We start from the raw sequence: 14,827 nt of genomic DNA on the forward strand, positions 1-14,827 counted from the left end.
CGTTATGCAAGTTTTATTTAAGAGCATAGAAGATATCGCCAAGTTCCTCCATACTTAAATCCTCAACCGTAAAATCACTAGGTGTATATTCAACGTTCTCCTGTTCCGAGCAATGTCGTACGATATACTTAAGATTGTTAAGGAATTCTTGGCTGAAGGCCTCCATAGTGGAGTGTGAGAATACACCCGTTTGATAACTTAAAATAAACTTCATCTGTCCTTCAGAAAACATTCCGTTTATTTCTATATCCCGAGCTCCATCCACAGGTTCACTATATGCCTTGCCTGTTGCAAAATTAGACATCGTAAACTCTTGAGTTCCATGAGTATCAATTTGACCAAGATAGTTAAACAATATTTGAGGCTTAGGTACAGGAATGAATCCATTCTTTAATGAATCCGGGGTGAGGTACTTCAATATACCGTAGCCGATCCCCTTTTTTGGAACCTTTCTCAATGTTTCTTTGACGGTTTTAATTACATCAGATACATCATTTTTCGGAAGCTGAAATAGCACAGGATACATACTGGTAAACCATCCTATCGTTCTGGATATATCCAGGTGGTCCATAATTTCTTCACGTCCATGACCCTCCAGACTGACGACAACATCTGATTGGCCTGACCATCTTCTAATGGTTAGAGCCAGTGCAGCCAATAAAATATCGTTTATTTCGGTCCGATAGGCTCTATGAACCGTAGTAATTAATTGTTCCGATACTTTTTTATCCAGTTCACTCGTGATTTCGCCAGTCGTTTCACGATCCAGTGAGGAAAATGGCTTATCCGGAATCAAAACGACTGGAGACTGCTGTATCCTTGACCAATACGGAATTTCCTGAAGGAGTGTATGACTTTGTGCGTACTGAATCAACTGGTGGCTCCACTCCAGATAGGACGTTGTCTTATCAGGTAAGACGATTGCCATCCCATTCACTGCTTGTTCATATGCTGTCGAGAAATCCTCGAATAAGATCCGCCAGGATACTCCATCTATGAGCAAGTGATGCACAACAAATATAAGATAGTCCCCGTGCCCCGTCTTAAATTGTCCCAGTCGAACTAGCGGTCCCTTTTCAATATCGAGTGCTCGATGAAGGATCTCTGCTTGTTGCTGGATAACAGTTCCCACCTCCGTATCATCATGTATCTCAAAAGTTTCAAGCTCGTAAATCCCAGGCACCATGGTACGGTTCATCTGATAGTACCCTTCAGAATTTGCAGCAAAAATGATTCGAAGCGAGTCATGGTGTTGGACTATATGGTCCATTGCCGTGCTAATTTCTTCACTGTTCCAACCCTCTGGACGATACAAAAGCGCAGATTGATTCCAGTGACTTATATCAGACAGCTTCTGCTCAAAGAACCAATGCTGGATTGGCGTTAGGCTCACCTCTCCTACTACAGGCTGCTGGCTAATTCTGATTGTTTTCTCCTGAAGATAGGGCGTAATTTCCTGTATAGATGGATGTTTTAAAAACGTAGATACCTCGACCTTCAAGTTATGCTTGCTAAGATTAGCCACAAACGTAATAGCCTTAATGGAATCCCCGCCCAGTTCAAAAAAGTTATCTGTTACTCCAATTCGCTCCACCTGTAGAACATCAGACCATATACTGGCCAACAGCATTTCCTGTTTACTTTCTGGCGCAAGGTAGGTGCTCGCAACAGCTATATCGGGCTCAGGCAAAGCCTTGGCATTTAATTTCCCGTTGTGGTTCAAAGGAAGCCTTTCCAATTGTACAAAATGAGACGGAATCATATAATCTGGGAGTTGTTCTGCTAAAAACATTCTGATGTCCGCTTTATCCAACGAAGTTTCCGATACGTAATAAGCACTTAAGTAAGGCATATTCATATGATCATACTTGGTGACAACAGCTCCCTCTTTAACCAAACTGTAATCTAACAATTTACCTGTAATCTCATCTAGTTCAATACGATAGCCCCTGATCTTGACCTGATTATCTATTCTGCCAAGATACTCAATATTCCCATCAGGTAACCAACGGGCAAGATCTCCTGTTTTGTACATCTTTTGATTAGATAAAAACGGGTTTTCTACGAATTTTTGCTCAGTTAAGTCGTCACGATTAATATATCCTCTGGCTAGACACGTACCTGAAATACATAGTTCTCCTGGAATACCAATGGGTTGGAGCTGATTCTTCTGATTAATGATATATAACATAACGTTGTCAATTGGCTTGCCAATTGGAACAGTTCTAATCTCATCCTGCGGAGAACAATTATAAAAAGAAACATCGACTGTGGCTTCCGTAGGTCCGTATAAATTGTATAAGCCCGTAGAAAGACCTAACCTATGAAATCTGGACACATGATTGGGCAATAAAGCTTCACCGCTTGTGAATATTCTTTTAAGACTTAGAATCTGTTCTGCATAGGATGGAATCTCTATAAAATCCAAAAAACTATTAAACATGGAAGGAACAAAGTGAATGCTTGTAACAACATATCGCTGGATAACATCTATCATACTTTGCGGTGATTTTTCTTCTTCCGGTTTTAGAATACATAAACGAGCGCCCGTAAAGAACCACATCATTAGCTCCCAAACAGATACATCAAATACATACGGGGTTTTTTGCAAAAACACATCGTGTTCCTGAATGTTATATTCTTTGACCATCCAGGTAATACGGTTGAATAATGTACCGTGTTCAATCATGACCCCCTTCGGTTGGCCTGTTGAGCCTGAAGTATAAATAATATAGGCAAGGTCATGCTCTTCATTTACAGAAAGCAAATTGCTTATATCACCGCAGTATATTTCGGGATTATCAAGATTCACGCGCTTAACATCTATATTTTCCAGGTGATCTTCTAGAGACTTCGTTGTCAGCAACAGGTTCGCCCCGCTGTTTTCGATCATATATTTAATTCTCTTTTTAGGAAAATCCTGTGAAATAGGCATATATGCAGCTCCTGATTTGAGGATGCCCATGATGCCAATCATCATCTCAAAGGAACGCTCTGCCATGATGCCGACTATACTGTTTCGAGTAATTCCGTTTTGTTGTAAATGTCTTGCCAGTTGATTAGCACGTTCGTTCAGATCTGCGTAATTCATATACTGACCATCAAAAATTAAAGCTGTGCTATTCGGTTTTTTTTCAGCCTGTTCCTCGAATATGCGGTGTACTGGCCTAAACGAAGGATATATAACCCCCGTGTCATTAAATTCTGTTAATATCTTATGTTTCTCTACTTTCGTAATCACTTCTATATCGCCCAACATATCATCGGGATGTTCTAAAAGTTGGTCTAAAAGATGCATAAAGTGAGTTGACATGCCCTCAATAGTATTTTTTTCAAACAGTTGCGTACTATATTCAATAAAAATCTGTATATCTGTCGTATTCTTCTCCCGAATATACCAGGTCAAGTCCAGCTTGGAATGATTCCATTTCATAGGAAGTGCTGAAAAATGGATATCTGTATCTCGGCTGATCTGAGTGTCCGGGTTCTCAAATACGAACATCGTATCGAACAATGGATTTCTACTTATATCCCGGCGGATGTTAAGTCGTTCCAGTAGCTTTTCCAGCGGATAATCCTGATTTTCCATCGCTGCGAAAACCGTTTGCTTCACATTCATTAAGAATTGCTTGAAGGTAATCGACGGTGAAGGGAAACTCCGAATTGCTAACGTGCTTGCAAACATACCGACCACAGGTTCTACATCAAAATGGGAACGGCCTGCAGTATTGGTCCCTACAATAATATCCTCTGCCCCCGTATATTTAGCCAAAAGTACGTTATATACAGAGAGAAGAACCGTATATACAGAGAGATGATGCTGTTTCGCAAATTCATTTAATTTTCCCGTTAATTGCGGTGTTACTTGAATATTATAAATATTCCCTTCGAATTGCTGCACAGAAGGACGCGGATAATCGGTAGGAATATCAAGGGTAGGTAACTCCCCGTGCATTTGGTCTAACCAATATCTCTCTTGTTTTTTCATTTCATCATGCTCTGCCAGTTGTTGCTGCCATACCGAATAATCCTTATATTGAATATGCAGTTCAGGAAGACTTTCACCCCGATACAATTTCATCATCTCATCAAGCAAAATATCGGCAGATAACCCATCGAAAACAATATGATTAATATCCATTAGTAAAAAATGACGTTGCATATTCAGCTTGATCAGCTTGACGCGAATTAGAGGCGCTTCATTCAGCTTGAACGGCTTCATAAATTGTTGCATCCATAATGTCGCTTCTTCAGTGGCTGATTCCATATACTCAACTAGAAAATCTACCTTGTCATGAACCTTTTGTTTAAGCTCACTTCCGATTAAATGAAAAGATGTACGTAAGGCCTCATGCCGATCTACCAGGTCCTCAATGACCCCTTTTAATCGTGCTGCGTCTAATTTCCCTTTCAGCTCAAAAATAAATGGAATGTGATAGCTCGTCCCTATACCATCTAATTGCTGAACTGAGTACAGTCTTTTTTGGGCTGAAGATACCGCATAATACTCCGCTTTCGGCACTTGAATTATAGAGGGGTAAGTTAAAGTTATTTTTTCCTTCATTAAATATTTAGCCAGTTCCCGAATTGTGGGATGGGTCATAATCGTTTGTAGAGAGATCTTGAGTTTTAGTGACTTCTGGATACGCGATAGCAACATCAGGGCTTTTAAAGAATGCCCTCCTATCGAAAAAAATGGGTCAGTCATACTAACATTTGTTTTGCCCAAGACTTCCTTCCATATTTGGAGTAGCGCCTCCTCCGTAGAGTTAAGCGTAATCTCTTCCGAGTTCGCATCCATTGTTGCAGGATCAGGTAACTTCTTCCTATCCACTTTTCCACTTAGTGTCAGCGGGATGGACTGAACTACTGTAAAACTGGAAGGTATCATATACTCTGGTAATTTCTTTTTCAAAGCTGCTCTAAGCACATCTTGCTGGATATCCTGATGATTTGTTACGATATAGGCACATAACTCCTCTTGTCCTATCTCTTTACCGTAAATGATAACCACAGCTTCTTTTATAGACGACTGCTCACGTAATACAGCCTCAATTTCACCTAACTCAATTCGGTAGCCTCTTATTTTGGCCTGCTTGTCCATTCGACCTAAATATTGAATATTTCCATCCTCCAAAAAACGGGCCAAGTCACCGGTTCGATACATTTTCTCCCCTGGTCTGAACGGATTGGGCGTGAACTTCTCTGCGGTGAGTTCTTCTTGTCCCCAATAACCTTTAGCAAGCCCCTCTCCGCCAATGCACAGCTCCCCTGCTATTCCAACGGGCTGTAGCTTTCCATCTTTATTCACGATATAAGCCAGCTTATTGTAAACAGGCTTTCCAATATGGATATTTTTGGTAGAAACCTCAAATACAGCATGTGTCGCATCAACGGTCGTCTCCGTAGGGCCGTAAGCGTTCAAAAAGACCCTACCTTTGCCCCACTTCTCGACAACACTCGACTCCACCTCTTCTCCTCCTGTGGAGATTAGTTTTAAATCTGGTAATTCCATATAGGGTAGTATCTTCAGCATAGATGGTACAAACTGTATGGAAGAAACTTTTTGATCGCGTAAGTAATGCATGAATGGTTCGCCTGATAGCATAAAATCTTTATTCACAACAATTAAGGTTGCCCCATTCAGGAGCGTTAAAAAAATCTCACCGACTGACGCATCAAAACTAAGAGAAGCCGTTTGTAGAACACGCTCCCCATGCTTGATATAATACATATCAGCGACAAGGCTATAATTATGCAGGGCCTGATGGTCAACCATTACCCCCTTAGGCTTACCTGTAGATCCCGATGTGTAAATCATATACACCAGATCTTCCGCCTGATTTACGTTCTTAATGTTCTCCCCATTCCCCTTGAACATCAAAGGATCATCAATCCATAGGGTGTGCCCCCAAAAATGGGAATAGACAGATGTATTCCTGTCACGAATTAAATATGCCGCACCGCTATCTCTCAGCATATGTTCTATTCTTTCTTCTGGATAGGAATGGTCGATCGGTAGATAGGCTGCACCTGCCTTGATAACACCCAAAATGGCTATGACCATCTCTATAGAGCGGTCTGTCATGACGGCGACAAATTCATTACGCCGAACACCTAACTCCCGTAAACGTTCAGAAACCTGGTTTACCTTGATATTTAATTCGTAATAAGATACTGAGGTATTTCCATATACAACTGCTTCCGTATGCGGATAGCGCACTACCTGCTCCTCAAACAGCTCTTGAATGGTTTTATGTTTCGCAAAATCCTGACGTGTGTTATTAAACTGCTCTAAAATCCTCTTCCGTTCATCATTTGAAATGATATCCAACTGACTCGCGTTCATACCCGGATCTTGAGCAAGTTGAAAAATCATATTTTGAAAATGGGTACTGATTCTGTTGATAAAGGGATCACTATACAAATTGGTATTATACGTAATAACAACCTTCATGTGTTCGCCCGGATAAACCGTAACATCCAGATTATAATTAGTCTGTTCGAAAGCCTCCATATTTGTAATTTCAAAGGGTAGGCTGGCTTCCATATTTAATAATTTCATATCTAACGGGTAGTTCTCAAAAACAATTACATGGTCAACTATATTGCTTCGGTATCCCGAATGCTCTGCAAGCTCTGACAAAGATACATAGCTGTACTTCTCAATGTGTACAGCATGTTGCTGCACATTCCGCATCAAATCTGCAATACTTTGCCCCGGCTGGCTACTTATTCGTACTGGAACTGTATTAATAAACAAACCTACGATACTTTCGATATGCTCAACGTCCGCAGATCTGCCCGAAACAACTGTCCCAAATACGACATCGTCTGTATTATTGTACTTTTGCAACAGAATTCCCCATAGTGTTTGAAATGCTGTACTCAGTGTGACCTGATTCTGTATTGCAATCTTCGACAATAGAGTTGTTGCTTGCTCACTAAGCTCAAATATACTCGTTCCAGCCTGATAATCCGTCGAAATTGTCGTTTTATCACCTGGCAGAGAAGCGTATTCATCATAATCCTGCAAGTAGTTTTCCCAGTATGCCAGGGGCTGTTCGCTATCCTGTTGTTGTAGCCACTTAATATAACTACTGTATGGAAATGCATGATCGACATATATCGTATTACCACTCAACGATTCATGATAAAAACGAAGCAAGTCTTTAAGTACAAGCTCAATACACCATCCATCCATTAAAATATGATGATGACTCCAGACAAGCTGGTATTCGAGTGCGTTTAATTGGAACAGGGCAAAACGAATCAGAACATCCGACTGAAGATCAAAACCGATTTCTCGATCTTCGAGTTTGAATCTTTCCATATAAAAATGTTGCTCTGATTCATCCATATGCGATAAATCCTTAAAGATTAATGTGGTGGGGCGTTCCTTCAAAACAAGCTGAATAGGCGTATTGAAGGAACTGTGTATAAAGGTTGTTCTTAGAATGTCATACTTCTGAATTAAAGCATTTATACTCTTTTCCAAGACAGAAATATCAACCGTGCCATTAATGGATAAAACCATTTGCTCAAAATAGGCACTTGATTTGGAATCTTGTAGATAGTGATACAGAATACCTTTCTGAAGAGGAGATAGCTCATACATATCTTTAATATTCTTTTTATCTATCATTCCCAGCACCTCAATACCTGTTTTAGTTTAAGGAATTCAGGAATAAATCCAGTTCCTCTTGATTGATTCCTTTGGCACTAAAATCGCTTGATGTCAGTACCTGTTCCTTTTTCTCCATGCAATACTGAATAATATTGTACAAACTTGCTTGAAATGTCTCGACGAGCCTATTCATCGCCTGATTAGCATATAGGTTCGGATCATATCGGAATTCCAACAGTAAAGTTTCCTGATTAACCGCTCCATTAATTTCTAACTCATTCGTCATCGGTGTAAGTGGACTTATTGAGTCTCCGATAGAAATCGAGGATTGGCCCAATCCCTGTAATAAAGTTCCCGTATCAAATACACCTAAATAGTTAAAGCTGATTCCCGTGGATAGACTCGGTGCATGGGTCAATTTGTCCGCACATATATACTTCATAATTCCATAGCCTATGCCTTTATTAGGGATGCTCCGCAGTGTATTTTTGACCGTTTTAATAACTTCCCCGATCTCAAGATTGTCCAATGTGAAGATGACTGGAAAGATGGATGTAAACCATCCCAGTGTTCTACTGATGTTAATTTCTCTGTGGATATTTTCTCTTCCATGGCCTTCCAAGGAAACGGATATCATTGGATTCCCTGTGCATTGAGTCATGGTCAATACAAGAGCACTCAGTAAAATATCGTTAACTTCTGTGTTGAATGCACGGTGAACCTGAGTCAATAGATCCTGTGTAATTCGTTTCGGAAATATAATTGAAATTACCTTGCTATCCTGCATGGTGCATCTACGTGCACTTTCCCGGTTCTTAGAGAGCTGTTGCCGTATAAACCTATCTTGATTTTCCCAAAAACCGAATTCATTTTGGAATTGTTGTGTGCTCGCATACTCCTGTAAAGCATAACTCCACTCCTTAAACGAATCGGTTTTTGAAGGAAGGACTGCCTCAAGATTATGTTCAAGCTGTGTATATACCTGATTAAGATCCTCCAGAAGAATACGCCATGAAACCCCATCAATCACCAGATGATGAACGGCTATAAACAGGTATTCTTTTTCAGGTGTTTTAAAAAGTCCCGCTTGCATTAAGATACCCTCAGAAAGATTCATACCTTTTTGCAGTCTACTCGTTTCCTTCTTCATGCTCTCTTCCCAGTCCATCTCCGTTTGCCAATGAAAGACATGAAATTCAAAACTCTTATGATCCAATCCCTGATTCATTTGAATAACTTGATTTTGTTCCTTAATAAATTTCATACGTAGCGCATCATGATGTTCAATAAGCTTCATCAAGGACTTTTCGACTCGTTTGTCATCCCATATCGTATCCGCCGGAAGAAGAATAGACTGATTCCAATGCTGATCTTCGGGAAATCCCTGCTCATAAAACCAATGTTGTATCGGTGTTAGTTGCACTTGTCCTATGATAGCTTGTTGTTCGGACTCCTTACGGATAGGAACAACGTATGGGGCTAATTCTATAATACTCGGATACTCATAGAGCCTTTTTAAATCCAATTTATAGTGGTGTTTGCTTAACTGAGCCGCAATTTGAATACCCTTGATTGAATCTCCGCCCAATTTAATAAAATGATCCAGCAAACCTATACGATCAACTTTAAGAATTTCTTGCCAAATGGATACCAAAAGAGCTTCTATTTCATTAGAGGGCTCAACGTAGGTCACAGCTTCGGAAACACCTAGATAAGGATCCGGCAAAGCTTTTCTGTCTATCTTCAGATTAGGAGTCAAAGGCAATGAAGATAGTGTAACAATATAGTTAGGGATCATATATTGAGGCAGTAGGGCACCTAAATATGTCCATAACTCTTCACGGATACTGTCATCTTTCAGTACTACATAAGCAGCTAATTTAGTATGTTGCTCTTCCTGACAATCAATAACAATGGCTTCCAAGACACTTGGATGCTTTAAAAGCGTCTCTGTAATCTCTTCCATTTCGATACGGTGACCATTAATTTTAACCTGATGATCTATTCGACCCATAAATTCAATAGTACCATTCGGCAACCATCGACCTAAATCTCCCGATCTATAGATTCGACCTTCTCCAAACGGATTATTAACAAATTTCTCCTTGGTAAGGTCCGGCTTATTCCAATATCCCCTTGCAATTCCTGCCCCACCGATATAAATTTCTCCAGACACCCCGATCGGTTGTAGCTGCATATTAGAATTCACAATATATATTTTTTTATTGGGTATAGGCTTCCCTATTGTAATTTTGTCTGTATGCTTGGTGATAACCCCCAAAGTAGATCCGATCGTCGCTTCCGTTGGCCCGTATCCATTAATGAAATTTCTGCCTTCTCCCCATATCTCTACAAGCTCCTTGCTACAAGCTTCCCCTACTGTTGTTATTGTTTTCAAATGAGGTAAGCTTTTGTATTCTACCGCTCTCAGCATGCTGGGTGGAAGAATAGCGGCTGTAATTTTCTTTTCCCGAAGCATATGCAAGAGATCCGAAATAATGTTCTCCTTCTTCTCCACATATAATGTCGCACCGGAGAGGAGGGTCTGAAAGATTTCTGCAACTGATCCATCAAAACTAAATGGGGCAAATTGTAAAACTCTTGAATCTTCATGAATACCCAACGTAGGGGCTGTCAATAAAAAGTTACTTAATCCCTGATGCTCGATCATGACTCCTTTTGGATTTCCAGTAGATCCGGATGTATAGATCATATAAGCCAGGTCATGAGCTGTATTTATGTTCGGCAGATTATCAGAGGTAGTTTCTGTTTTGTAATCTGATAGCTCCACTTTCAGAACTTCCCCCGGATAGTCAGTAGGTACCTGAACATCCAAATGAGTTAATAGCCAATGGGTTCTACTATCTTTCAACATATATTGTATCCGCTCGACAGGATAGGTAGGATCAATCGGCATATAAGCCCCCCCTGCCTTAAGTACGGCCAATACTGCAACGACCATCTCAATAGACCTATCCATCATAATACCTACAAATTGTTCGCGTTTTACTCCAAGTTCAAAACGCAATGTCCGAGCCAGTGAGTTCGCCCATTGATTAAGCTCCAGATAAGAGACGTGCCGTTCACCACAAACGATAGCAGTATGATTATGCCTGGATGCTACTATTTCCTCGAATAATTGATGAGCGACCTTATACTCAGGATAGGGCTGGAAGGTATTATTAAATTCACCTAGTATAATCTTTTTCTGGTTCGCTGACAGTACCTCTATATCCAGCAGTTGAATCTGAGGAAAGCTAGTAATTTGTCTCAGTATAAAAATAAACTGTTCTGCCATTCTGCTAATGCTTTCACTCTGAAACAAAGCAGTACTGTACTCAATTGCAAAGCTTAAATGTTGTTTTCCATAGAACTCCCAGGAAAGATCAAATCTCGATTGGTTACTGGCCACATTTAGCGGTTCAACGACCGCACCATCTATAATCAACTCGTGTTGATCCATATTTTGCATAATGAGCATGGTATCAAATAATGGATTCCGACTGGCGTCCCGGTTCTGCTTTAAATTTTGAACCACTTTTTCGAATGGATAATCAGCATGTTCAAATGCCTGTAGTGTTCTCTTTTTTATAGTTAACAGTAATTCTAAAAAGGTCTGCTGCCCATTAGATGTATTTCGAAGAGCCACCGTGTTTACAAACATACCTATGGCATTATTTAATTCAACATGATTACGATTCGCGACAGCTGTTCCAACAATAATATCTTCTTGTCCACTCCATTTTGACAAGAGCACATGATAAGCTGCTAATAAAACCATAAATGTAGTCGTACCGCTTTGATCTGTTATTTTTTTAAGATCAATTACCAAGTCTTGATCCATCTCAAAATAACTTCGACTTCCCTCAAAATTTTGCTGTGGAGCTCGGGAATAATCGGTCGGTAAATCTAATATAGGAATCTCATCTGAAAATTTTTGTTGCCAAAACTCAGCTTTAGCATCATACTCCGTTGTTTGGAGTACTTGATCTTCCCATACAGAATAATCTTTGAATTGATAGGTATTGAGTGGTAGCACTCCCCCCTGATACAATTCAGACAGTTCTTTATAGAAAATATTCATGGATATACCATCCATAACAATATGATGTGTATCCATAATGAATATATATTGCTCAGGCCCTCTCTTTAGCAGAGAGGCACGAAATAATAGATCCTTTTCCAAATCAAAGGGTTGAATATAAGATTGAATACAATCAGAAATTTCCTCCAGATGATGAATACTATATGTTTCCAGGCGGACTCTTGCTTCAGGATTGACTTTTTGAACGAGTTGCCCATCTACGTAATGAAAAGTGGTATGAAGACTTTCATGTCTTTGAATCAAGGAATTAATAGCGTCCTCCAAACGTTGATGATCTATCTTTCCTTGAATATAGTGGACTGAAGTGATGTTATAACCGCATCCCTGTTCATCCAATTGTTGTATGGTATAAATTGCTCTTTGAGCTGCTGATACCGGATAATACTTTCTTTCTTCACAAGGTTCCAGAATAATCTGCACCTGCGAATGATCTTGGTGAGCAACCTGGATATACTGAGCCAGTTGTTGGATCGTAGGTTGTTCAAAAAAATTCCGTATGGATACTGAAATTCCCCACTCCTTCTTTACTTGTGAAATAAGCATCATTGCATTAAGAGACTGCCCGCCCAGATCAAAAAAGTTATCATGAATTCCGATGCTCACATTTTGAAAAATCCCACTCCACATTTTTACCAGCTTTGCTTCCGTCTCACTGGATGGAGCCTCATAATTTGTCCGCGCGGAGGGCACGGGTAAAGGAAATGATTTTTTATCAATTTTCCCATTGGGTGTTAATGGAAATTCTTTCATGGCAATATATTGGGATGGAACCATATAAGCAGGTAGCTCAAATGAAAGATACTCTTTGAGGTTCGTGATTTCCTCTTTGTTTTGAGAGATATAATAAGCAAACAGATTTGTATAATGCCCTTCACTATCTGTTAGCGGCAATACCACTACCTGACTAATTTGGGGATGCTGAGCTATAGATTTTTCAATCTCTTCTAGCTCAATACGGTGCCCTCTAATTTTGACCTGATTGTCCAGTCGCCCCAAAAATTCAAGTTGTCCGTCTCTAGTCCAGCGGACTAAATCACCAGTTTTGTACACTCGTTCCCTATCAATAAAAGGATGCTTCACAAATACAGCTTCAGTGAGCTCTTCCCTATTCAAATATCCTCTAGCCAGCCCCTCACCGCCTATATACAATTCTCCCGGAACCCCGATCGGCTGAAGCTGATTATCGTTGTTCAGGACATACACACTCGTATTGTAAATAGGCCGTCCAATCGGAACAAAATCCAGCTTCATAATATCCGAGGTTATAGGATAATACGTTGCAAATACAGTTGTTTCCGTAGGCCCGTAAACATGAATAATCCGATCTTCTCCAAGTACCTCAAAAGCTCGTTGTACATGTCTTATCGAGGACAGCTCTCCACCAAATAAAATTTTCCGCAGAGACTTTAGGCTATGTATATCAATATCCACTAACAAATTGAATAATGCGGTTGTCATAAAGCTTATAGTGATTTGCTCCCTTTGAATGAGATCCGAGAGTTGAGTAGGATCTAAAAAAGTTTCTTTGGGAACAAGAACCAGTTGAGCTCCATTCAAAAGTGTGCCAAAAATATCAAATATCGAACCATCAAATACATAATTGGACAGTTGTAGCAGCTTATCTTCAGCAGTTAATTCTATGTAGCCGCAATTTACAACTGTTTTAATAATATTGGAGTGTGTTGTCAGTATTCCTTTAGGCTTGCCTGTGGAACCAGAAGTATAGATAATATATGCCTCATGATGCGGATCTTGTGGTGGGAGTTCATTGGAGTAGACAGTGTCGTCGTTTTGAAGGATTTTATTAATAATGGTTACGGATATATCATAATTTGCGGTTATACTTTCATATTGTTCCTCAACCAACATGAGCGCTGCCTTGCTATCTGAAAGCATATACGCTACCCGCTCTTCAGGATAGGCTGGATCAATAGGTACATAGGCAGCACCTGATTTCAACACTCCTAAAATGCTTATAATCATAAAAGGAGTTCTATCATTCATTAATGCTATGCGATCCCCTGGTCCAATACTTTGACTGCATAAATAGTGCGCTACTGCATCTGATTTGGAATCAAGTTCCTGATAGCTGAGGGTTCCTCTCTCAAAAATAAGTGCCGTGTTGCAAGGACTTCGTTGTGCCTGTTCTCTGAACAAACCAATGATGCTTTGATTTCGAGGAAAATCCACACAATTTCCATTTATCCCTAGTAAATAATTTTTCTCTTCCAGGCTAACCATGCTCACATCACTCACAAGCATCTCAGGACTGGATATTGCAATAAATAAAATCCGCTTATACTGCAAAGCTATACTTTGTACAAATTCTTCTGTATAGACATTCGGATTGAACACAAATTTCAACTTTAGATTCTGCCCTAAGAAGGCGTATACACCCAAATCCTTTTTATGCATCACGTGAAAATCATCTTTATACTCATGAATGGAATTGCTCTGCTTGAGGATAAAAAAATGGGGCGCTACTACCTGGTCAAACACAGTATTTGTTGAAAATAATAGCTGTGTCAGTTTCCTTTCATTCACATTTATACGTTCCAATAACTGCGAGATCGTTTCGTTATCTTTGCTACGCATACGGAAAGGAAATATACTTCGGGTTTCATCCTCCCCTTCCTGATGTATCCTTCTTTCAAAAGCAATGTCCTCTGTACTCGTATACTTTTGTAGAATAATACCCCAAATCGTATATAAAAGAGTCGCCAACGTGTTTGCTGTTTTTGCACCCTGCTTAACCAGTTCCTTCATCTCTTCGGGAAGAAGCTCAACCATAAATTCCTTTGTGTCTTTATTCTCAACCGTAATTTCCATTTTTTGATTGGGAATTTCTGCATAGTGATCGAATCCACCCATATAACGCTTATAAACATCAGCAACCTCATTCGCTCTTAGCGAATGTTGAGTCAAATTATCCACAAAATCCCCCTCTTTTCCGAGTAATGAGCATCGAAAAAATTAGAAAAATGTCTATAAATTCAAAATTATGTATAATCACACTAACAACTTACTCTTGATGGTATGTTTTGTCAACCCCACACTTTATGAATTTATATATATATAATCTTTTGCTTTTAAGA

Annotated in this window: 2 protein-coding genes; both read right to left on the minus strand. The window is 39.8% G+C overall.

Annotated features, from left to right (window positions below; all coding sequences use genetic code 11):
- Positions 1-13 precede the first annotated feature (13 nt).
- Positions 14-7,645: a non-ribosomal peptide synthetase gene (locus FS818_RS18255; RefSeq protein ID WP_186375536.1), complete on the minus strand. Its 7,632-nt coding sequence runs from the start codon at positions 7,643-7,645 to the stop codon at positions 14-16.
- Positions 7,646-7,667: 22 nt separating this feature from the next.
- Positions 7,668-14,666 carry a non-ribosomal peptide synthetase gene (locus FS818_RS18260; protein WP_145333574.1) on the minus strand — a complete coding sequence of 2,333 codons (6,999 nt, stop codon included), beginning with the start codon at positions 14,664-14,666 and terminating at the stop codon, positions 7,668-7,670.
- Between the last annotated feature and the right edge of the window lie 161 nt (positions 14,667-14,827).

It is taken from the genome of Paenibacillus xylanexedens (genome assembly GCF_007680605.1).
GTDB lineage: Bacteria > Bacillota > Bacilli > Paenibacillales > Paenibacillaceae > Paenibacillus > Paenibacillus xylanexedens_B.